The sequence below is a fragment of the Mucilaginibacter sp. GW821-FHT07H05 genome (assembly GCF_059418485.1).
On the sequence record NZ_JBWKPY010000005.1, the window covers coordinates 186,180 to 210,650 of the forward strand.

Here is a 24,471-nt window from a genome sequence, read left to right on the forward strand (position 1 = left end):
TTGCTTGGTTAAAATCTTTACTGTCAGGCTGGTGATAAGTGTGTTAGTGGTCTTTGCTATATGCGGGGTTACCACTGCTTTTGCTCAAACCAAACCTAAAGATTCACTGACAGTTAAAGTACCCGTTAAGCCATTCGAGTCGCGCAATATGCAATCCCGCAGGGGATACCTCTTGCCCGATCCGCCCAACCTGGTTACCACTATCGAGTATGATGTTGCCACTAACCAGTATGTGCTGATACAAAGGGTGGGTAATATGATGTACCGCCCGCCGCAGTACCTCACTTTTATGGAGTACCTGCAACTGCAGCAAACCCTAAGCCGGCGCAATTACTTTAAGCAACTGAGCGATAACTACGCCTATCAATCGCAGCAGCCGGGCTTTATCCCGCAGATACAGGTGCGCAGCCGCACCTTCGAGCAGATATTCGGCAGCAGTGTAATTGATATCCGCCCGCAGGGTACGGCCGAGATGATTTTTGCCGGGCAGGTAAACAGCAACCAAAACCCGCTGTTTAATACTAACCAGCGCAAGCAGTTTAACTTTAACTTCGATCAGCGGATCCAGATGAACCTGGTGGGTAATATCGGCGATAAGCTAAAAATATCAACCAATTATAATACCGATGCCCAATACCAGTTTGATAACCAGATTAAGCTGGATTATACCGGCCACCCCGACGAGATCATCCAAAAAATTGAAGCCGGTACCGTAAGTATGCCCCTGCCTACCAGTTTAATTACAGGCAGTCAGGCGCTGTTCGGCGTAAAAACCAAGCTGCGCTTTGGGCGACTGGATATCACCAGTATATTTTCGCAACAACGTTCGCAGGCTAAAACCATTACCATTACCAACGGCGCCCAAACTAACGATTTCAGGCTGACCCCGGTTGATTACGAAGCCAATAAGCACTACTTTTTAGCACAATACTTCCGCGATAATTATAACAAGGCACTGGCTAATATCCCTATCATCAGTTCAAACATCACCATTACCAAAATTGAGGTTTGGACCACCAACCGCACCAACAACACAACCGACTCGCGCGATGTGCTGGGCCTGATTGACCTGGGCGAAAACAAGCCTTATAACACCACATTGGTACAAGGCGGTGCCGGCTTCTCGGGACTGCCGGCCGGGTTTACCGGTCCGGGTTTTACCCAGCGAAGCAATACCTTGCTGAACAACCTGCCTGCCAACGCGCGGCTAACCAACGCTAACGATATTGTACAGTATTTTGGTACTACGGGCGGTACCGATAACTACGCCAAGTTAACCTACGCCCGCAAGCTAACCGACCGGGAATTTGTTTTGCATCCCCAATTGGGTTATATCTCCTTAAACTACCCCCTGAATAATGACGAGGTGCTATCGGTAGCTTACCGTTATACTTATAACGGTGTAGAATACCAGGTGGGTGAATTCTCTACCGATATTTCGGTCGACCCGGCTAACCCCAAAGTGTTGTTCACCAAATTGCTGAAGAACGAGACGCTGAAAACCAAGCTGCCTACCTGGGATTTGATGATGAAAAACATCTATTCCTTAGGCGCTTACCAAATTAATCCCAGCAATTTTAAATTACAGATCTCGCGGCTGGACGAAAAATCCAACATCGAGAAAACTATTATGGACGAAGGGCAGAATACCAAAAGCAAGCTTTGGATCCAGCTGACCGATGTGGATAACCTTGATCAGCAAAATAATAAGCAGCCCGACGGCTATTTTGATTTTTTGGATGGGATTACGATAGATAAGGAGAACGGGCGCATCATGTTCCCGGTGGTAGAACCATTCGGGGCCGATCTGGCTAAGAAATTTGCACCCGGCGAGCAGGCGCTGATTAGCCGGTATACCTATCAGCCGCTGTACGATTCGACCAAGACCATCGCCCAGCAGCTTTTCCCGCAGCTGAACCGGTATGTAATTAAGGGTACCTACTCGGCACAAACAGGCTCACGCTATCAGCTGAATGCTACTAATATCCCGCCGGGATCGGTAGTGGTTAATGCCGGAAGCCTCACTTTACAGGAAGGGGTGGATTATTCGATGGATTATAACTCCGGGTCTATCACCATTATTAACCAGTCGATACTGCAATCGGCACAAAGCATAACGGTTAAAATTGAAAATAACGAGCTGTTTGGCGTGCAGCAAAAATCACTGTACGGATCGCGGTTTGATTACCGGGCCAGCAAAAACCTGGCGCTGGGCGCTACTATTATGCACCTTACCGAGCAGCCCATCACGCAAAAGGAAACTGTAGGCGACGAATCGATCTCCAACACCATTTGGGGTTTCGACGGCAACTACAGCTCGTCGTCCCGTTTCCTGACAAGGATGGTGGATAAGCTGCCTTTCCTTACAACTAAAGCGCCCTCATCTGTAAATATCAGCGGTGAGTTTGCCAAACTAAACCCGGGCACACCCAGCGCGTTAAACTTCGCGGGTTCGAAAAAAGGGACTTCCTATTTAGATGATTTTGAAAACAGCCGCTCGGTAATTGATATTAAAAGCGCGGTTAACTGGCAAATCTCCGGCACTCCGCAATTATTTGCCGAGGCTAAAAATTTTAACGATTTAAGTTATGGCTACAACCGCGCCCGCCTGGCTTTTTATAATATCGACCCGGTATTTTATAACCTGTCGGGATCAAACGCGCCGGCGCTGGCCAACTCGCGTACCGAACTATCCAACCATTACGTGCGCCAGGTTTTAGAGCAGGAAGTGTTCCCTTACAAACAATCGGTTACGGGCCAGGCTTTAATATTGCCAACTTTCGATCTGGCTTTTTATCCAACCATCCGCGGGCCATATAACTTTACGCCAACCGGTATTAATAATAACGGTACGCTGCAAAACCCTAAAAGCAGATGGGGCGGCATCTTCCGCAAGCTGGAAACCAACGATTTTGAATCGTTGAACGTAGCCTTTATCGAGTTTTGGATGATGGACCCCTTCATTTACAAAACAGCATCGCAGGGTGGGGATTTGTATTTTAACCTGGGGAACCTGTCTGAAGATATTTTGTATGATGGCCGTAAAAGTTTAGAAAATGGCCTGCCCGTTGACGGCGACCTGAGCAAGGTAGATGAAACCAACTGGGGCCGTGTACCTAAGCTGCAACCTGTAATTAATGCTTTTGACAGTAACCCCGCCGCCCGCCTATTGCAGGATGTGGGTTTAGACGGTTTGAACGATGCCGATGAACGCGCGAAATTTGCAGCCATCTTACAACAGATCAAAGCGCAGTTAAGTCCGCAGGCCGCCGCCGCGCTGGATGCCGACCCTGCATCAGATGATTATCAATACTACCAGGGGCCAAATTTAGATCAGGCGCAATCGGGGATACTGGCGCGTTACAGCCGTTATAATGGACTGGAAGGTAACTCAAAAACCGCCGAGCAATCGCGTGCCGAACTGGGCCTGGCTACATCGGCCTCTACATCGCTGCCCGATGGTGAGGATATTAACCGCGACAATAACATGAGCCAGGCCGACGAGTACTTCCAGTATAAAGTATCCGTGCGCCCGCAGGACCTGATCATTGGTCAGAACTTTATCACCGATAAGGTAACCTCGCAGGTGAAACTGCAAAATGGTACAACTACGTCGGTCAACTGGTACCAGTTCCGTATCCCCATTAGTAATTACACCGCCAAGTATGGTAACATCCAGGATTTTAAATCTATCCGCTTTATCCGCATGTTTACCACCAATTTTGCCGATACCGCTGTGATGCGCTTTGCTACCCTGCAATTGGTGCGTGGCGAATGGCGTAACTATAATGCCGAGAATAACGCCACCAAAGTAATTGCCGATCCGGCCATCATTAACGCGCCGCTGGATAATTCGACCCTGGATGTGGGTACGGTAAATATCGAGGAAAATGGAACGCGTACACCTATCCCGTATGTATTGCCGCCGGGGATAGACCGCCAGCGCGATTATAACAACCTGCGTACCGATACCCGTTTAAACGAGCAATCGCTGTCCCTTTCGGTTAAAAACCTACGGGATGGCTATTCGCGCGCGGCTTTTAAAACATTTAATAATGATTTGCGGCAGTACAAGCGGCTGCAGCTGTTTATCCATGCCGAGGGCGATCAGCTGAAGGATAATGACCTGAATGCCTTTATCCGTTTGGGTGTGGATTACCAGGATAACTATTACGAATACGAGGTGCCCTTAACCGTAACGCACCCCAATACCAGCGACCCAGCCGCCATTTGGCCCGATGCCAACGCCATGGATATTGAACTGGCCTTGCTGACCAAAGCCAAGCTGGCGCGTAACGTAGCCAAGCTAAACGGCCAGGCCTGGCCGCTAACGGTGCCTTTTACCATTACCGACGGCAAAAACCGCATTACCATAAAAGGCCAGCCCGACCTGAGCCGGCTGCGCGCCATTATGCTGGGTGTACGTAACCCGCTAAAAACATCCATATCGGTGGGGGATGACGGTTTGGATAAAACAGCCATTGTTTGGTTTAACGAGATGCGCTTAACCGATTTTGATCAGCGCGGCGGTTGGGCGGCATTAGGCCGGTTTAACGCCAAGCTGGCTGATTTTGCCGATTTTACCGTATTAGGCAGCAAAAGTACCATCGGTTTCGGGTCGATAGATCAGCGCCTGAACGAACGCAGCCGCAGCGATAACCAAAGCTATGATATATCTACCAGTATGGAGCTGGGCAAATTCTTCCCGGATAAAAAGGGGATCCATATCCCGATGTACATCAACGTATCTACCCAAACCAGCATGCCGCAGTATGACCCGGCCATGCCCGATGTGGAACTGAAACAAACCCTGGCCAATGCCACCAATCAACAGATCCGCGACTCGATCAAAAACGCCGCTATTGATTATACCATCCGCAAAAGCATCAACTTTACCAATATCCATAAAACCCGGGATGTAGCAAAAAAAGCGCATATATGGGATGTGGAGAACCTGAGCGCTACCTATGCTTACACGGCGTATGAGCACCACGATTTTAACGTGCAAAGCGAGCTGCAAAAAACCTACCGGGCGCAGTTTGCTTATAATTACAGCAATCAGCCAAAGTATTACACGCCTTTCAGTAAGATCAAGAGCAATATGCTGGCCATCTTCCGCGATATTAATTATAGCCTGTTGCCGTCGCGATTAGGTTTCCAGATCAGTTTCGACCGTTTTTATTCTGAAAATACCATCCGTAATAACGATCCTAATAATTATATCCCTATCCCAACCACATTTAACAAAAACTTTAATATTACCCGTGTTTACGGCATCGGCTGGAATTTATCCAAATCGCTGACCATGGATATTGATGCTACCAACCTGGCCGTGGTTGACGAACCCGCCGGGCGCATTAACGGCCTTAAACGCGATACCCTTTGGGAAAACCTGAAAAGGCTGGGCCGCACCACCAACTATAACCATACCATTAACTTTACCTACACCACGCCTATTAGCAAGCTGCCCGGTTTGGAGTGGACCAGTATGATTGCCACTTATACCACCAGTTTTTACTGGCAATCGCAACCGGCATTTGCTATTAATTCGCCTGTTTATAATGTGGGCAATACCATTAATAACCAGCGCAGTATCAAGTTAAACCCAACGCTTAATTTTATTGGCCTTTACAACAAATTCCGCGGTATCCGTAATATGAATGCCAAACCCGAGGAGCAAAGCGGACTTAAAAAGGTAATGATGGGTTTGCTGACCAGCATTAAAACCGTAACCGGATCGTACACCCGTAACGAAGGGACTACCTTGCCGGGATACCTGCCAAAATCAAACCTGTTTGGGCAGGACCTGGATTACAGCGCGCCGGGCCTGGGCTTTTTGTTAGGCAGCCAGGCCGATATCAGGCCAAAGGCATTGCGAAACGGATGGCTATCAACCGATACCCTGCAAAACCAGCTGTATACCACTACGCTTAACGAAGTAATAGATTTTAAAAGCACCATTGAGCCGTTTAAAGACCTGCGGATAGATATTATTGCCAAACGCCAGCAGGAGCGCGATTATCAAAGCAACTTTAAATACCTGCCCGCTAATGGCGGCTTCGATAATTTAAGTCCGATCACCTCGGGTAGCTACAGCATATCCTACATGACGCTGGGTACCGCCTTTGCAAAACCTTATGGTATTGATAATAAATCGGGGGTGTTTCAAAAATTTTTAGAAGCCCGGCAGGTAATCTCGCAGCGTTTAGGCCGGCAAAATGCTAACTCAACCGGGCTGGATGCCACTACCGGCTTTTATGATGGTTACGGATCAACATCGCAGGATGTGCTGGTACCGGCCTTCCTGGCGGCTTACTCGGGTAAAGACCCTAATAAAGTAAGCCTGAATAATTTTCCGTCTATCCCCATCCCTAACTGGGATATCAGGTATATGGGCTTAAGCCGGTTGCCGTTCTTAAGCGATATTTTTGATGGCTTTGATATTTCGCATGGTTACCGCTCAACATACGCGGTAAACAGCTTCAGCTCGCTGCTGCGCTACCAGGAACTAAACGGCAGCTCGGTTAACCGCGATGTAAACAGTAACTTTTTACCGGGCTATCAGTTTACCCAGGTAACCCTGCTGGAAACATTTGTGCCGCTGATAGGTATGAATGTGCGCTTTAAAAATGCCGTTACCGCCAATTTTGAGTTCCGTAAAAGCCGGGCCTTAAGTTTAAGCTTACTCAATAGCCAGCTGGCGCAGCAAAACGAAAATACGCTGGTGTTTGGCCTGGGTTATCGTACCAATCATTTCAGGTTCCCGTTTGGCTGGTTCAGTAATGTAAAACTGAATAACGATATGAACTTTAAGCTGGATGTAGCCATGCGCGATAATAAAACCCTCATTTACCGTGCCGACCTGCAATCGGCCGAAATATCATCGGGCCAGCAAAATATCACCATGCGCCCTTCGGTTGATTATGTTTTGAACCAGCGGTTCACCATGAATATCTTCTACGATTCGAACATTACCAAACCCTATACCTCGCAAACCTTTAATACCTCGGTTACCAACTTTGGGGTTAATTTGAAACTGATATTGCAGTAGCGGATGTGCAAATGTGCGTATGTGCAGATGTGCAAATGATTAGAAATGCGCAGATAATCTTTCGGACTTTCGGACTTTCTGTCTTTCAGACTTTTTTCTAAATTAGGCACATGGAACCTGTCACCGTAAAAGCCAAATTAGATCTTAAAACTTATTATCAGATTGCGCTGCTTGTTTATTACAGGCCCAAAAAGCTGATCAGCTTATTAATTGTATTTGCCTGTATTAACGTTTTTATATTTCTGGACCAGGATTTTAGTTGGGCGTCCGAACTGGGCGCCATTACTGCTGTAATTGTTATTTATGGCATCATTATGCCGGCGATAATATGGTTCGGCTGTAAGCGGAACATGCTCACATCGCCGGTATTGCGCGAGGGCATTACCTACTACATTACCGATGAAGGCATTGAAGGGATAGCCCCCGATACCAGCAATAAAACCAATTGGAAACTGATTAATAAAGTGGTTGAAAAGGATAATTATTTCCTGCTGTTTAATTCCGCATCCCAATTTCGCTACCTGCCCAAAAATGGGTTTGAATCGGATACAGATATGGCCCGGTTTAAAGAAATAGTAAAAGAGAATGGGGTGAAGGCTTATTTCAAATAGCTACTCTTCTTTATTTAATCGCTTTTGCTCCTCTTTTGCCCGCTTCTTTTCTTCCCGGTGGGCTTTGCGTTCCGCTTTTTTAACCTGTCGCTCGGCCTTTTGAATGGCGCGGTCGGCCAATTTACTTTTTACTTCCTGTTCCTTTTTTTCACCATAACCCGCGCACGATTTAATGCCGGTTAACAGCGTTTTCCATACGGTTTTAAAAAAGGCGTCTTCTTTTGGCCGCGTAGTATTTACAAAAAAAGACCGCGCGGGTGCGCCTTCATAGTCGGGGTTGTTATGTTTCAGGATAAAAATATTGGCATACATGGATTCGATGGTCATGCGTTTGAGCTGCTTTCGTACGGTGTCCGGCCTTAGTAGTCTGATCTTAAGATCGTTGTACAGGATAGATACCCTGCCTTTTGAGGCGTTTCTATCAGCCCGGATATCAAAATCAAAACTGTTTAATTTGCCCGAAGTGATCTTTACCATAGCTAAGGGCATAGCTGCCGGGTTCACCACCTGCAGGTTAACAGGCTCCAGGTGCCCCCTATAGCTATAGGCCAGGTTGTCATCGGCCATATTAAATTGAAAGGCTACATCCAACTGGCCCTTGTTCATAAAATAAGTGCGCAGGTTAATATCGCAATACTTGTTTTTTTGCAAAGCATCGGCGTTGGTAGCCAGGTTTAAAACCTTGCCACTGGTTTGGTTAAAGCTCACATAACCCGTTTTGCGCGATCTGGCGTTCAGTTCGGTATAGGTTACGTCAATACGTTTCAGCAATACCGAATCAATTTTCAGATTGCTGTTTAATTTGTAGATACCGGCATTAGGAAATGTAGGCGCGCGGTCGGTTTGCAGCGTGGCCTTTTGCAGCAGCTTTTTAAGCATCGGGTTGCTGTATATACCCAGCCGGCCACCGGTTAATATCAAACTCCCGGCGCTGAAACTGCGATACTTATGGTAGCTTAAAAAGTCAAAATGATTAAGCTGCAGCGAATCTATATGCATGGTAAAGCGGTCGTGACTGCTTTTGTAGAAGAACCCATCCGGGTCTATCGGCTCCAGGTTAATATCCTGGCCATTTAGCTGCGCGGTGCGGGTAGATAGCGTAAGCAGCTTCATTTTATAGCGGTACAATCCGTTAAGCGTTTTGCCGTTGAAGTTATTGATCTCCGTAACCACATCGCGGCAATACAAGAAACGGCTCCTGTCGGTCATCGTTGCCGAATCGATGAGCAGATCGGCAGCGCTCAGGTTCATTTCCTTTAGTTCGGATATAACTACCTTGTTGCCGCTGTGATCCTCGTACTTAAACTTTACATCGTTAAGGCCAATACGCCCCACATGTACCGATTTTAATGTTTTGGCTATCCGCTGATAAAGTGTACGGGTATCTTTTTCAGTCGTGTCTTTGGTGCGGTTAAGCTGGTAGGTGATCTGCAACTCGGGCGCGCTTAATACGATCTCGCCAATATCCAGCTTCTTTTTAAAGTATAACCTGAACGGATGGATGCGCTTAAGCACCAGTTTTTTGATGTGCAGGCGGTAAAGGTTATTGGGCTCGGTATGGTTTTTTTTCAGTTGATTATACACCGCCATATTGGGCATCAGGTCGATATTAAAGATCACGATCTTTCCCTGAAACACATGCAGATCGGCCCTGGTGAAGTTGATCTGGTATAAGCTATCCGAACTGCTGAGTACCGTGCTTTTAACAGTGCGGCCCAATATGGGCGAAAAATATAGGTTAATGAACAAGCCGGCTGCCAGCACAATAGCGGCGATAATGATCACTACGCGTGCGGTTACGCGCTCCCACCTGTGCTTTAAAAACCTAAGCTTCATTATTAATCAGGACTGTTTTCTTTTTTATTTTGTTCTTCCTGTTGTTTTTGGAGTTCCTTCGCCTTTTTCTTTTCATCGCGGCGTTTTTTGCGTTGCTCTTTAAACTGGTTAAACTTATCTATTACATGACCGATTTTGATGACGGCCGTATTCACCTTATTCTCGGTAGTTTTATCAAAGCCAACACTTGGCTTTAAACCATCCAGCAGGGCCTTGTATAAAAAGCTGAAAAACGATACCGTCGGCTCGCGTTTCAGGTTGATCGGGCCCGCCCTGAAATTACCTTTTTTATCCGGGTTATCATCCTCAATTATTAAAGTATTGGCAATTTTTGATACCAGGCCCTGTTTTATCAGTCCCACTTTGCCGGTATCTTTCTTCAGCAGATCTACATTCAGGTGCCGGTAATAAAACTCCAGGTGCCCTTTGCCACCATAGTTGCTGGCATCCACGTTAAAATTCAGTTTCTGTATATCTGCCGATTTTACGTGTACCAAAGCCAGGGGCCGCACCAGTTTATCCAGTATCCGCCCGTCAAAAGCACCCAGCGAACCGGAGTAATTGAAGGCGCCATTTTTTGCATTCAAATTAAATTTAAAGTTAAGGGTAAAAGGCGCCTGGCCTAAAAATTTGGTGCGGATATGGGCGGTCATAAAAGGGTTCAGCTTTTTAGCGGCCGCATCGTTGGTTACATTATAAAAAGTACCGCTGGTATTTTCAAAGTTGATGATCCCGGTGTACCCTGATGTAGCGTCCGACTCGGCATAGGTAATGCTGGTGTTATGCAGGTTCAACTTTGTCAGTTTCATATCCAGCGCCATTTTTTGTAATTGCTGATGGGGGTCTTTACCAATTTTGCTGGTCTTTTTACCTTTGTAATGATTATCCGCGTAGATCTCCACCTTACCGCCGCTGATATCCAATAAACCGGCGTATAGTTTCTGATCGCGCAGGAAGCGCTGCAGGTCGATGTCAGTGATCGCGATGCGTTTAAACGACAGATCGAAACGATCATCGGCCCGGCCTATCTTTTTAAAGAAAGCTTTTTTGCTGTAGCGTGGCGTCAGCGCGGCCTCATCCAGCGTCATACTCCGTTGCGCGGTGCTGAATGTCATCTGTTTAACCTTCATGTAATAAAGGCTATCGGCGGTAGCTATACGGTAATCGTGCAGGGTAAACTCTACGCCGCGGGTATAGTAAAAGCGGTTAGGGTCCTGCGATGACAGCGAATCTATCTGGATATCGGAAATATTGATATCTAAATGCCTGATGGCGGTATGCCTGGCAACCGGATTGCTTTTATTGATATAATTAAGGCTGATATCCTTTAAGGCGATTGAATCGATACGCAACCGTTTAAATACTTTTTTAATGATCTCGTAAGGCGTTTGTGGCCGGCCTACCTTCACCGTATCGTTAAAAGGCAGCCGTTTGTTAACAATGGTGAGGCTGGGTTTATCAATAGTGATGTTATCAATATTCAGGATCTTTTGCTGGTAGGCTTTTTTGGCACCCACGTTTTTTATAGTGAGTTTTTTAACCGAAAGGATGAACAGGTTGTCGGGCGCTTTTTTACGGGCTACCAGTTTATTGTAAACGGCGGTATCGGGCACCAGCTTAAAATCGGTAAGGGTGGCATCGCCGGAGGTGATGTTCAGGTCGAAGTCTGAATATTCGATATGGTATAAACTGTCGGATGATCTGGCCACAAGTTCTTTTAGCTGTGCTTGCAGCAGGGGTTTCCACTTATCGCCGGCCAGGTACTTTTGATAAGCATAGTAGGCGCCGGCTACTATTAAAATGATGATCAATGTAAGGATAAGAGGCCAGCGGGGCATTCCTTTTTTGGTAATATGGCCTGTTTCCATGTAGTTAAGATAGGTTAAGTTACTGTTGTATAACAACAAACTTTGGATTTTGTTAATAGCTACAGGTAAACGCGTTAAAAAGGTTTTTAAGGTAGGCTTAGATGCATAAACGCCCGAAAGGGGCTTATTGCGTCAAAAAAAAATGTGTTTTAGGGTTAACACACTAAAAAGTTAAAATGTTGGTTATGAATTATTTATATAAAATTATACTTGAATTATGTTAAGTCGTGTTAACCCCTTGACCAACAAAATTTCCTGGTCAAATGATTGTCGTATTTGTGGTTAACGTGTTTTACTGCAATTGGCTGACAAACTGTCACGCTTTATTTAAAAGAATGTGTATTTTTGCGGGCTTAAGTTTTAAAAAATGATTGATTTAGTTATCCCGGATAAAACGCATGATGAGGAAAGGCAGGGTGAAGCTTTAATGCTGGAGCCTGTTGTGGGGAAAAATAGCGGACGGAAACTTTATATTGAAAGTTATGGCTGCGCCATGAATTTTTCGGACAGCGAGATCGTAGCTTCCATTTTGCAGGATAGCGGTTTTGAAACCACCAAGGATTTTAATAACGCCGATGTGGTGTTTATTAACACCTGCTCCATCCGCGAGAATGCCGAAGTGCGGGTGCGCAACCGCCTGAAAGAATTTAAGGTAGCTAAAGGGAAAAACCCGGGTATGATTGTCGGTGTATTGGGCTGCATGGCCGAGCGCCTGAAATCAAAGTTCCTGGAAGAGGAAAAACTGGTTGACGTAGTAGTTGGCCCCGATGCTTACCGCGATTTGCCCAACCTGATAGATACGGTAGACGGCGGGCAAAAAGCCGTAAACGTGTTATTATCCCGTGAGGAAACTTATGCCGATATCAACCCTGTGCGTTTAAACAGCAATGGCATTAACGCCTTTGTATCCATTATGCGCGGTTGCGATAATATGTGTTCGTTTTGCGTGGTACCGTTTACCCGTGGCCGCGAGCGCAGCCGCGAACCTCAGTCCATCGTAAAAGAATGTACCGACCTGTTTAACGCCGGCTACCGCGAGGTAACCTTGCTGGGGCAGAATGTGGATTCGTATAAATATAAGAAACCTCACCCTGCCCTCTCCGAAGGAGAGGGTTCTGAAATGCGGGAGGGCGAAATCCTCCCCCTCGGGGAGGATTTAGGAGGGGTGGGGGTGGTTACCTTCGCCAACCTTTTAGAAATGGTAGCCCTCATCAGTCCCGAGCTGCGGGTGCGGTTTTCTACCTCGCATCCCAAGGATATTTTGGATGATGTGCTGTACACCATTGCTAAATACGATAATATTTGTAACTACATCCATTTGCCGGTACAATCGGGCAACAGCCGCGTGCTGGAACTGATGAACCGTACATACGACCGCGAATGGTATATGGAACGGGTAGATGCCATTAAACGCATTATTCCGGGTTGTGCCATATCTACCGATATCATTACCGGCTTTTGTACCGAAACCGAGGAGGAGCACCAGGACACGCTAAGCATGATGGATTATGTGCAGTACGATTTTGCCTACATGTTCATGTATTCCGAACGCCCGGGTACTTTAGCTGCCAAACGTTACGAGGATGATATCCCCGAAGAGGTGAAAAGCCGCCGGTTACGCGAAGTAATTGCTAAACAGCAGCATTACTCGCACGTAAACACACAGCGCGAAGTGGGCAAAGTGCAACGGGTACTGATCGAAGGCTTCTCTAAAAAATCAGACAAGGATTACGCCGGACGCAGCGATAAAAATGCCATGGTGATTTTCCCGGTGGATGAAAGATACAAACCAGGACAATACGCCAATGTATTAGTAGAAAAATGCACTACTGCTACGTTGATAGGAAGAATAGTTGAAGCCCCCCAGCCCCCTGAAGGGGGAGCAGAAGGGCTTCTTGAAAATAATATATACACTGCCTCAAATCCTGTTTAGGTTTTGCGGGCTTTACTCCCCCTTTAGGGGGCAGGGGGGCTAATGGAAACACAAGAAATAAAACAACGCTTTGGCATTATCGGCAATTCGCCTTTACTGAACAGGGCTATACATATTGCTAACCAGGTTGCACCTACCGATATTTCTGTACTGATAACAGGGGAGAGCGGTAGCGGTAAAGAGGTTTTCTCGCATATCATCCATCAGATGAGTCCGCGTAAGCACGGGCCGTTTATAGCGGTGAACTGCGGCGCTATCCCTGAAGGGACGATCGACTCGGAACTGTTCGGCCACGAAAAAGGGGCATATACCGGCGCCGTTGGCGAACGTAAAGGATACTTCGAAACCGTAAACGGCGGTACTATATTTTTAGATGAGATTGCCGAAATGCCCCTGGGTACCCAGGCGCGCTTGTTACGCGTGCTGGAATCGGGACAGTTTATCAAAGTAGGATCATCAAAGGTAGAGAAAACCAACGTGCGTGTAATAGCCGCCACCAATGTGGATGTTTTTGAGGCCGTGAAGAATGGTAAATTTCGCGAGGACTTGTACTATCGTTTAAATACCGTCCCCCTTAAAATACCGCCCTTACGCGATCGGAAGGAGGATATTTACCTGATCTTTAGGAAATTTACATCAGATTTTACCGATAAATACCGTACGCCGCCCATCCAGTTGGACGATGCCGCGCGCGAGGTGCTCATCAATTATTCGTGGCCGGGTAACGTAAGGCAGCTCAAAAATATTGCCGAGCAACTGGCTGTTTTAGAACGCGACCGTACCATTACCGCGCAAACGCTGATGACCTATATCCCGCTGGAAAATAACCAGCGTAACCTGCCCATGCGGTTGGATAATCAGCCCAAAGAAGATTTTTCGGAACGCGACATCTTGTACAAAGTATTGTTTGATATGAAGCGCGATATGGTGGAGCTGAAAAAACTGGTGGCCGATATCATTGAACATGGCGGCGTGGCCGCTAATTACAGCAACCACTCGCAAACCATTAACCAGTTATACCGCGATATTGAATTACCGGCAAACGATCATCGCGAAGCGCCACAATTTACCCTGCAACAACCCGTTAATAACAATGCCGGCAGCATTAATAATGGCAATGAGCATTATAACATTACTCAAAACGCCGAAGAGGTAGAGGAATCGTTATCGCTGATAGAAAAGGAATCGGACCTGATACGCAAGGCCCTTAAAAAGCATAAAGGCAAGCGTAAACTGGCCGCGCAGGAACTGGGTATATCCGAAAGGACATTATACCGGAAAATAAAGGAATTAAATTTGTAAGGTAATATCAGGCATGAAAAGGGTTATTTCCGTTTTGGTTTTATTTGTAGTGGTAGGCATGTACTCATCGTGCGCTGTTACGCTTAACGGTTCATCAGTTCCACTCGAAATGAAAACTATTAATGTGGAATACTTTGACAACAACGCCCTGTTGGTGGTAAATAACCTAAGCCAAAACTTTACCGAAGCTTTAAAGCAGCGTATCCGGTCGCAAACCCGCCTAAGTATTGTAAGGGGAACCGCAGCCGACGCGAGTTTTTCGGGCGCAATTGTAGGTTATACCATTGTGCCGGTATCGGTACAGGCTACAGGTAACAGTAACGCCCCGCCAATAGCCAATGCCAGCCGTTTAAGTATTACGGTTAAAGTTAAGTACCAGGTAGATAAAACCAAAAAAGGGCTGGAACATGCCGAAGGATTTGAACAGGAATTTGTAAGGACGGCCGACTTTACCGGCGACATCGCATCGCAGGAACAGGCATTAATATTAAACATTACCAAACAGCTAACTGAAGATATTTTTAATAAGGCTTTTGCAGATTGGTAAGCAATTCGTAGCTTCAACCCCGTGGATGAGCATTTAAATAACAGGCAGAAAGAAATTTTATTGAAGCTATTGGCCAATCCGGCCGATACCGGCAACGCCTATGCCAGTAGTTTACAGGAGTTGGTAAGCTCGTATCCGCAGTCGGGTTTGTTCCGTGCGCTGTATGTACGGGCCACAAATGATGTAAACCCGGTAACCGCCGCCGCCTATTTCGATGGCCGCGCGCTGCACAAACTGGTGAACAATCACGATAATTTATTAGCGGTTGATAAGGCCCAGCTGATCCAGCAATCAGCAGCCCAATACGCAAACGGGCAGGCATCCTATAAAGATGAAGCCACCGCATTTGCTGAAGGGAATGATCAGGCACCGGAAAAAACCGGCAACGAAATTTTAACAGACCAGCCTTTGGGTTTCCCCGATGTGCTGAATATTGAATGGCCGGGAGAAACTTCATCTCAACCTGCACAGGAAGATAAGACGCCAGAACAGGAAGAGCTTTCAAAAACCACCACTGCCGCGGGTAACGCAGACGAGGCTACCGAACCATTAGGCCGCGCCCCATGGGAAATGGACGAGGAAGGGGATGAACCCGGTCCGTATGCAGAAGCACCCGAAGCTACTGCACCCTGGGAAGAAGAAAAAGCCGAAGAGCATATTGCTGAAACCCCTGTTTGGGATTTAGAAATAGCGGAAGAAACCCATGAAGAAATTGCACCCATAGCCGAAGCTCCTGCTGAAACACCTATCTGGGAGTTAGAAACAGAGGAAGAGGCTGCCGGGGGAGATTTGGAAGAGACTAAAACTCCCGAGCGTGCGCCATGGGAAGAATTGGAAGATGAGTATGCCGCGCAGGCCGTTATACAACCGGAAACACCGTATGATACCCCCGAAACGGTTATAGCGGATGAAGGAGCGGGGATAGAAGAAGAAGTTTATGACGAAATAACCGGTATAGACGAGATTGAAATTGCTCAAAATACCGGCGAGGGTGTGGCAGAGCACGATGAAGCCGCTTTGTTTGAGGCCGCTTATAACTTCGACGAGCCTACCGGCCCGGTATACGAAGAGCCTGAAACTGAAACCATATATCAGGACCCGGTTGCTGATACGGAAGAAGCCCGGCCCGCCGCGCATGATGAAGCCGACAGGCTGATTATGGGCAATATTGCCGCTACCGATTACTTCACGTTCGACCGTGCTTTTGGCGATAACAAAAAAACCGAAGCCGAATCTGCGCAGCAGCCGGCCCCGCAGTTTACTGAACCAGCCCCGGCGGAAAGCCACGCGCATCATGATATATCCAAATATCACGATGAAAAAATGCCGTATACCTTTATGTGGTGGCTGGATAAAACCCGTAAGGAACACGGCACCTTGTACCAGCCTTATGTTAAGGCACCGGCAAATAACCAAATGGCCAGGCAGGCGGACAAGCCCAAAACAGACGAGTTACAGCAGCAGTATTTTGAAAATATATTCCATCTGTCAACCGTTGATGAGCTGACTGCCGATGCCGCCGCGCAAACCATAGAGTTTGACATGCAAAGCAAGGAAGACCGCATCATCCAGCGTTTTATAACCGAAGATCCGCATATCCATCCGCCGGTTGGCGAAAAACTGGATTCGGAGAATAAGGCCAAGAAAAGCTCGGAAGACAGTAACGACCTGGTAACCGAAACCCTGGCCCGCATTTATGCCGACCAGATGCTATTCCCTAAAGCAATAGCTACTTACAAAAAATTAATGTTGAAATTTCCGGAAAAAAGCCGTTACTTTGCATCCCGTATTGAAATTTTAGAAAAGAAAACGAATTAATATTAAATAGAAATGTACATTTTATTAGTGATTATCGCTGTTATTGTTTGTGTGTTGTTAGGATTTATTGTGCTGATACAAAATCCTAAAGGCGGTGGTTTGTCATCAAATTTTTCAGCTTCATCGCAATTAATGGGTGTGCAAAAAACCGGCGATTTCCTTGAAAAAGGTACCTGGGTATTGGCTATCACTTTAATGGTATTATCGTTAGCTATTAACGTAACCGCCAAAAGCGGCAGCGCTAAAGAAGATTCGGTTAACAAAGAATTGATCGAGAAAGCATCAAAACCAACCGCGCCAACTTCAGGCTCGGGTTTAATCCCACCGGTACAAAAACCGGCTGATACCACTAAGAAATAAGTTTGGTATAAGATATTTTTAAAAGGCTTCGGGTAACCGGGGCCTTTTTTTGTGGGTAATATTTTTTGCAAAGGGCGGATTAATTACAAGGAGGTGTTAACGTTGTTAACATAACCGTTCAGGAAAACTGCTATTAAGAGCCTTCGGTTCGGAAATGTTGTAGCAACGGGTTTTAACCCGTTGATTGTGGTTGTATGTACGCACAGTGCCATAGGCACGACAGATTTTTGGCGAGTTGTTTAAATGGGCCGAACCGAAGGTTCTTGTTGTTCCTTAGGCATAATTTCCAACGGATTGAAATCCGTTGCTACAAAATAGAACGGGGCTACGCCCCTGTTGAAATTCTTCCGAACACTACGATTACCATACCAACAATCGGTTCATCGGCACAAAAGAGATACACACCCCAACCTGCCAACCTGACACGGCATGTTAAATTAAAATGAAGTGCTAAACCAGCGCTTATCCTAAATCTGACAATAAAACAGTTTTGCTGACAATTATTATTCAATTACCTTGCTTGGCATAATTGATGTGAATAAGGTTAAGGAAATTAAAATCTAAATAAAATAATTATAGTTATGTCGTTAAACGTTAAACCTATTGGAGACAGGATATTAATAGAAGCTGCTCCGGCTGAAACAAAAACTGCCTCAGGTATCTACATCCCTGAAACTGCACAAGAGAAACCTCAACGCGGCACAGTGGTAGCTGTTGGTCCCGGTAAATATGCCGAGCAAACCGGTGTTTTAGTTCCGATTACAGTAAAAGTTGGTGACAAGGTACTTTACGGAAAGTTTGCCGGCCAGGAATTTACATTAGAAGGCAAGGATTACCTGATCATGAGGGAATCTGACATTTACGTAGTTCTGTAATTTTAAATGTGCAGATGTGCGTATATGCAGATGTGCAAAAGAGATAATTAAATTAAAATCTGTGAAATCACACCTTAATCGGTGAAATCAAATAAATAAAAATGGCAAAACAAGTTAAATATAATGTTGAAGCGCGCGACGCCCTAAAAAGGGGTGTTGATATTTTAGCTAACGCGGTTAAAGTAACGTTAGGTCCAAAAGGTCGTCACGTAATTATCGATAAAAAATTCGGTTCACCTGTCATCACAAAAGATGGTGTAACTGTTGCGAAAGAAATTGAACTGAGCGACGCCATTGAAAATATGGGTGCCCAGATGGTGAAGGAAGTTGCATCAAAAACTGCTGACATTGCAGGTGACGGTACAACTACTGCAACCGTATTAGCACAGGCAATTGTTACTACAGGTATTAAAAACGTAGCTGCCGGCGCTAACCCAATGGATTTGAAACGCGGTATTGACAAGGCTGTTGCCGCTGTTGTTGCCAACCTGAAAACTCAAAAACAAGATGTTGGCGACGATTTCAGCAAGATTAAACAAGTAGCGTCTATCTCGGCTAATAACGACGAGGTGATTGGCGAAATGATTGCCGACGCGATGAAAAAAGTTGGTACATCAGGCGTGATCACTGTTGAAGAAGCAAAAGGTACCGAAACTGAAGTTAAAACAGTAGAAGGTATGCAGTTTGACCGTGGTTACCTGTCGCCTTACTTTGTTACCAATGCCGATAAAATGGAAGCAGAGCTGGATAGCCCTTATATCCTGATCTACGACAAAAAGATCTCTTCCATGAAAGAATTACTGCCTATCCTGGAGAAACAGGTACAAACCGGCAAACCACTGTTAATTATTGCTGAAGACCTGGATGGCGAAGCGCTGTCTACCTTAGTAGTAAACAAGATCCGTGGTTCACTGAAAGTAGCTGCTGTTAAAGCGCCTGGTTTTGGCGATCGCCGTAAGGCTATGTTAGAGGATATCGCTATCCTGACCGGTGGTACCGTAATTTCGGAAGAAAGAGGCTTTAAATTAGAAAGCGCTGACCTGAGCATGTTAGGCCAGGCTGAAAAGATCTCTATCGATAAAGACAACACAACTATCGTAAATGGTGCCGGTGATGCTGATAGCATTAAAGCAAGAGTGAGCGAGATTCGTGTGCAGATTGAGAACACTACATCTGATTACGATAAGGAAAAATTACAGGAGCGTTTAGCCAAATTAAGCGGCGGTGTTGCTGTATTATATATCGGTGCTGCATCGGAAGTGGAAATGAAAGAGAAAAAAGACCGTGTTGACGATGCCCTGCATGCTACACGTGCTGCTGTTGAAGAAGGTATTGTTGCAGGTGGTGGCGTTGCCTTCATCCGCGCGGTACAGGCTTTAGCCGATTTAAAAGGTGCTAACGAAGACGAGAACACTGGTATCCAGATCATCCGTCGCGCTATCGAAGAACCGCTTCGCCAGATCTGCGAAAACGCAGGTATCGAAGGTTCTATCGTGGTACAAAAAGTTAAAGAAGGTACCGGCGACTTTGGTTATAATGCCCGTACCGATAAATATGAGAACCTGATAGGCGCCGGTGTTATCGACCCTACTAAGGTATCGCGTGTGGCATTAGAGAACGCTGCTTCTATCGCATCGATGCTGTTAACCACCGAGTGTGTGTTAGCCGACGAGCCTGAAGAAGATAAAGGCCATGGCCACCCACCAATGGGCGGCGGCATGGGCGGTATGATGTAATATACCCCCCTGCCCCCTGAAGGGGGAGTAGGATTTAAAATAAGTAAAGCCTCATTCGTGTAAACGGATGGGGCTTGCTTATTTACAGAGATTCGGGGCAGGTAGCTAATCAAATTTGGCTAATTACGATGTGTTAAAAGCACTTTTGCATTAAACTATTATTAAATAGCATAAATAACTAATAACTTAGGCTTTATAATTTAACAATGAAAAATATGACCCTAAAACTTACCAAACTGTTTATGCTTTGCACCGCCATTTTAATAGGCGCAATAAGCGTAAAAGCACAGCCAAGGCTAAAGCCCGGCTATTTCTGGAAAAAGCTACCCAACGGATTAGAGGTAGTAGTAATTGAAAACAGCAAAGTGCCATTGGCCACTATTGAAATAGCGGTAAAAAACGGCGCTTATACCGAAGGGCCTGAATACAGCGGCCTGTCGCACTTGTTCGAGCACATGTTTTTTAAAGCCAACAAGGATTTCCCTACGCAGGAGAAACTGTTGCACCGTATACAGGAGTTAGGCGCAATTTTTAACGGTACTACCGGTAACGAAAGGGTGAACTACTTTTTTACCTTCAACGCCGATAGCTTAAAGGGCGGCTTGAATTTCCTTAACTCGTGCATCCGCTTCCCTATTTACCGTGCCGAGGATATGGCGAAAGAACGACCCGTGGTTGACGGCGAGTTTCAGCGTGCAGAAAGCGATCCGGGATTTTTACTGGATTACGAAAGCAGCAAATACTTGTGGGGCGATATGATCACCAGGAAAAACCCGATAGGTATCCACGAGATCATTAACACGGCTACGCCCGAGAAAATGATGATCATCAAAGATAAATACTACTATCCTAACAATAGTCTGCTAACCATTTGCGGCGATGTAAAGCACGAGCAAGCCTTTAAACTGGCCGAAGCTATTTTTGGCAGCTGGCAAAGTAGCGGTTTCGATCCGCATGTAAAATACCCTATTCCACCTTTCGAGCCGGTTAAAAAGAGCGTGGCTTTTGTAAAGGAATCGTCTATTGCCCAAACCCCTAACATGAGTTTCGCATGGCAGGGTCCGGCCTTTTCCAAAGATTCGGCAGGTACCCTTGCAGCCGATGTGTTTAACCGTATTTTGGGTTTAAACTCGTCAAAATTCCGCCAGGCATTAATTGATAAAAGGCTGGCTGTTAGCGCGGGTGTTAACTATGGTACCAGTTATTATACAGGCGAAATCAACATGTTTGTCAGGCCAAATCCTGATAAACTGAAGGAGTGCTACGATGAGGTTTACAACCAGTTAGCCCAATGGAATAGTCCGGATTATTATACCGACGAACAACTGGATGATGCTAAGGCCGCGCTGGTGCGTTCGGCATTACGTTCGCAGGAGAAGCCGTCAACCTTAAACAGCCAGTTGAGTTATGCCTGGTGCAGCGAGTCGTTTGCTTACGATACCGACCTGGTTGAGAACTATAAAAAGGTAACCCGCGCCGACATTAAGCGCTACCTGGAAACCTACATTGTAGGCAAACCAATGGTATCGGGCATCATATTAAAGGCCGAGGTGAATAAACAATATAATGTGGCTTCGTTTTTTGTAGCCAAGTAAACCTTAAACTGATTGACAAAATGAAGAAGCGTATGTTTTTGCTGTTACTAACAGCAACCGTATTCAGTATAAACGCGGCGAACGCCCAAAAGCAGCAACCGTATGAAATGACCGTAAGCGGCGTAAAGGTAATTGTGCAGCCCAGCGGTAACGATATAGTAGAGATCCAAACCATTATTAAAGGCGGCGTGCAAAATTATCCCGCGGCAAAAGCGGGTATCGAAGCGCTGGCGATGACGGGGCTGAGTGAGTGCGGTACCCTGAAGCAGGATAAAAACAGCTTTAAAAACAAGCTGGAAAAATTGGGTGCCCAGGTAGGCGCGGGAGCCAGTAAAGATTATTCCATCATCAGGATGAACTGTATCAAAAGCGATTTGGAAGGTTCGTGGGCATTATATGCTGAAGCCATGACCATGCCTAAATACGATGAAAAGGAATTTGCCCGTATTAAACAAAACGCGCTGACCAATATTAAAGCCATGGAATCGGTACCCGACGCGGCTATTGATAACTTTGCCAACAAGATAGCTTTTGAAGGCCGGGATTACGCCACTAACCCATTGGGTACTACGGAATCGGTTACGGCGCTTACCGTTGATGACGTGAAGAAATACTACGCAGGTATCCTCACCAAATCGCGCATGTTTATTGTGGTAGTAGCCGACCTTGACCGCGCCGACATAGAAGCCAAAGTGAAAGGCCTGTTAGCTAATGTTAAGCAAGGTGCGCCATTTACGCTGAAGAAGTCATTCTTCAGGGCGTATAAAAACACCTTCTCAACCGATACGCGCGAACTGGCCACCAATTACATTGAAGGTGTAAGCAGCGGCCCGCAAACCGGCGCGCCGGATTTCGATGCCTTCAATATCGCCATGCGTATCTTTTACGATCGCCACTTTTTAGATGTGCGTACCAACAATGGCTTATCATATGCGCCGCAGGTGCGTTTTGCTACCGGTGCCACCTCGGTTACCAAAATTAACGTAAGTACCACCCAGCCCGATAAATACATAGCCGTATTTGATAAACTGGTTGACAAAACCAAAACCGGCGGCTTTACCGAAGACGAGGTGAAGAACATGAAAGCCAGCTACCTGACCGGCGTATACTATCGTAACGAAACCAACAGCGCCCAGGCCAGCGCCTTAGCCAGCAACGAGTTGTTGTTTAACGATTGGAGGCGCACCAACACCCTGGTTGATCATATCAAGAAACTAACCCCTGCGCAAATCAGCGATGCATTCCGTAAGTATATCGGTAACATTATGTGGGTTTACCAGGGCGACCCTAAAAAGGTTACCCCAACCTTGTTTACCAATGGCACCCTGCATAAGGCAGATAACCCGGTAATGCAGTAACCAGGATCGTTTTTAAATTGAAGGCCCGGAGCATGTGCTTCGGGCCTTTTATGTTTATGGGTAACCAGGGGTTCTTGCTTAAAGGTTGTGGTGAAGAGGGTTAACACAACTTAACATAATTTAGAAAAAATTACTAGTTAAAATGTTTATTATCAATGACTTGACACTTTTTTAGGGTTAAAAAGTGTTAACCCTAAAAATAATCAAATTTGCTTTATCACTTTAGCACTTCGTAGAGGTTAAAGCTTTGTAGAAATAAAATAAAATGTAAGCAACGCCGTCAGGTGTTGAACTCCTTGTGTTGAGTACCTACGGCACTCTAAATCTAATTACGTCTTACTACAAAGCTATTACTCCTACGGAGCATCTAATTGCCGGATAGCTACGATTTCCCTTCCTCGCCCAGCACTGCTTCTTTTTTACTTTTGCTGCCCCAGCGCTGGCCCATGTGGCGGGTGGGTACGTTATCGCCAAGCAGTTTGCCCCAGGGTTTCAGGTTATCAATACGGTCGAAGACGATTTTGAGTACAGCTATGAAGGGGATAGATAAAAACATGCCCGATATGCCCCACAACTGGTTGCCCAGCAATACCACCACAATGGATATTAAAGCGTTGATCTGCACTTTTGACGATACAATACGCGGCACCAAAAAGTTATTGTCAATAAACTGTATCAGGGCATAAGCGCCTACTACCAGTAATGGAGTGGTATAGCCATCTTTAGTTACCAATGCCATTAGTACAGGTAAGGCAATTGCAATTACCCCGCCCAGGTAAGGTATCAGGTTTAATATAGCGCCAATGCAGCCAATCAGCAACCCATACTTAACGCCCAGCAGCAGCAATGCCGCCGAATTGAGAGCAGCAACGATCAGCATCTCTATCAGCAGCCCCACAATATAGCTTTGTATGGCTATTTTGGTTTCGCTTAACACTTCGCCTACTTTTTTTGAATCTTCTTCGGCAAAAACTTCGTACAAAAAATTAAGGATAAGCGCCTTATAAAACAGCAACAGGAAAATATATACCGGCAGCAGGAAGATGATACCCAGCGTACCTAATAACCCGCCCAATGTTTTGCCCACCAGTGATTTACTATTGCCCATGGCCTCTTTTATCAATTGGTTTTGCTTATCAATAGTGTAGCCAAAAGTATTCTGTATCCAGGTTTTAAGATCGGTGGTCATAACGGCGAATTTTTCCTTCAGCATGGGCAGCGAATCGCCAAACTGGATGATCTGCGTGGAGAGGAAGTAAAACACGCTTGCCACTACAAACAAGGCTATCAGCATAGTCAAAATAATAGCGCCTATTTTAGGGATTTTCAGCTGTACCAAACGGTTACAAAGCGGGTTAAGCAATATGGCTAAAAAGGCGGCAAAAGCCAGCGGTACCAATATATCTGCCAGTACCGAAAAAGTATATACCAGCAATGTCAGCCCAAACAAAACAGCGGTACTTTGGATATAAAAAGGCTGGTCCTTAATTTTGATAGACATGAGTTTGATTAGAATTTTGAGTTAAACAAGAAAGAAGTAAATGCTATTTTTGTTTGGCCTTGTGCAAATATCCGCCAGCA

General features: G+C 45.9%; 14 protein-coding genes. 11 read left to right on the forward strand and 3 right to left on the reverse strand.

All coding sequences use genetic code 11. The annotated features are described in order from the left end of the window. The first annotated feature begins 4 nt into the window (after positions 1 to 4). Entirely contained in the window at positions 5 to 7,051 is a 7,047-nt protein-coding gene (sov, locus tag AC07M6_RS14860) for a T9SS outer membrane translocon Sov/SprA (protein ID WP_494890696.1), read from the forward strand. 110 nt (positions 7,052 to 7,161) lie between these two features. Then, the gene (locus AC07M6_RS14865) at positions 7,162 to 7,662 is read left to right on the forward strand and encodes a YcxB family protein (RefSeq protein ID WP_494890698.1); all 501 of its coding nucleotides are present in this window, start codon (positions 7,162 to 7,164) and stop codon (positions 7,660 to 7,662) included. Here the strand turns inward: AC07M6_RS14865 and AC07M6_RS14870 are convergent, their stop codons facing one another. Next, positions 7,663 to 9,498: a hypothetical protein gene (locus tag AC07M6_RS14870; protein WP_494890700.1), complete on the reverse strand. Its 1,836-nt coding sequence runs from the start codon at positions 9,496 to 9,498 to the stop codon at positions 7,663 to 7,665. A 2-nt stretch (positions 9,499 to 9,500) separates the two neighbouring features. After that, complete coding sequence (locus AC07M6_RS14875) at positions 9,501 to 11,366, reverse strand: hypothetical protein (RefSeq protein WP_494890702.1); 1,866 nt, start codon at positions 11,364 to 11,366, stop codon at positions 9,501 to 9,503. Between the two features lie 367 nt (positions 11,367 to 11,733). Here AC07M6_RS14875 and AC07M6_RS14880 point away from each other — a divergent pair, with 367 nt between their 5' ends. The 9 genes from AC07M6_RS14880 to AC07M6_RS14920 all read left to right on the forward strand — a co-directional run bounded on the left by AC07M6_RS14880 (position 11,734) and on the right by AC07M6_RS14920 (position 22,890). Continuing rightward, complete coding sequence (locus AC07M6_RS14880) at positions 11,734 to 13,299, forward strand: MiaB/RimO family radical SAM methylthiotransferase (RefSeq protein WP_494890704.1); 1,566 nt, start codon at positions 11,734 to 11,736, stop codon at positions 13,297 to 13,299. A gap of 42 nt (positions 13,300 to 13,341) precedes the next feature. Further along, on the forward strand, positions 13,342 to 14,601 hold the full coding sequence (locus AC07M6_RS14885; RefSeq protein WP_494890706.1) for a sigma-54 interaction domain-containing protein: 1,260 nt from the start codon (positions 13,342 to 13,344) through the stop codon (positions 14,599 to 14,601). Positions 14,602 to 14,614: 13 nt separating this feature from the next. Continuing rightward, positions 14,615 to 15,148, forward strand: a complete 534-nt coding sequence (gene lptE / locus AC07M6_RS14890; protein WP_494890708.1) for an LPS assembly lipoprotein LptE — start codon at positions 14,615 to 14,617, stop codon at positions 15,146 to 15,148. A 21-nt stretch (positions 15,149 to 15,169) separates the two neighbouring features. Then, positions 15,170 to 16,966 (forward strand): hypothetical protein, encoded by a 1,797-nt coding sequence (locus tag AC07M6_RS14895; protein ID WP_494890710.1) that lies wholly within the window; start codon positions 15,170 to 15,172, stop codon positions 16,964 to 16,966. 12 nt (positions 16,967 to 16,978) lie between these two features. Continuing rightward, positions 16,979 to 17,326, forward strand: a complete 348-nt coding sequence (gene secG, locus AC07M6_RS14900) for a preprotein translocase subunit SecG (protein WP_494890712.1) — start codon at positions 16,979 to 16,981, stop codon at positions 17,324 to 17,326. Positions 17,327 to 17,907: 581 nt separating this feature from the next. Beyond that, positions 17,908 to 18,201, forward strand: coding sequence for a co-chaperone GroES (locus AC07M6_RS14905; RefSeq protein ID WP_494890714.1), 294 nt, complete (start codon positions 17,908 to 17,910; stop codon positions 18,199 to 18,201). Between the two features lie 101 nt (positions 18,202 to 18,302). After that, the gene (gene groL, locus AC07M6_RS14910) at positions 18,303 to 19,937 is read left to right on the forward strand and encodes a chaperonin GroEL (protein WP_494890716.1); all 1,635 of its coding nucleotides are present in this window, start codon (positions 18,303 to 18,305) and stop codon (positions 19,935 to 19,937) included. 215 nt (positions 19,938 to 20,152) lie between these two features. Beyond that, positions 20,153 to 21,532, forward strand: coding sequence for a M16 family metallopeptidase (locus tag AC07M6_RS14915; RefSeq protein WP_494890718.1), 1,380 nt, complete (start codon positions 20,153 to 20,155; stop codon positions 21,530 to 21,532). A 20-nt stretch (positions 21,533 to 21,552) separates the two neighbouring features. Continuing rightward, positions 21,553 to 22,890, forward strand: coding sequence for a M16 family metallopeptidase (locus AC07M6_RS14920; protein WP_494890720.1), 1,338 nt, complete (start codon positions 21,553 to 21,555; stop codon positions 22,888 to 22,890). Positions 22,891 to 23,272: 382 nt separating this feature from the next. Here the strand turns inward: AC07M6_RS14920 and AC07M6_RS14925 are convergent, their stop codons facing one another. Beyond that, the gene (locus AC07M6_RS14925) at positions 23,273 to 24,391 is read right to left on the reverse strand and encodes an AI-2E family transporter (RefSeq protein WP_494890722.1); all 1,119 of its coding nucleotides are present in this window, start codon (positions 24,389 to 24,391) and stop codon (positions 23,273 to 23,275) included. Positions 24,392 to 24,471 lie beyond the last annotated feature (80 nt).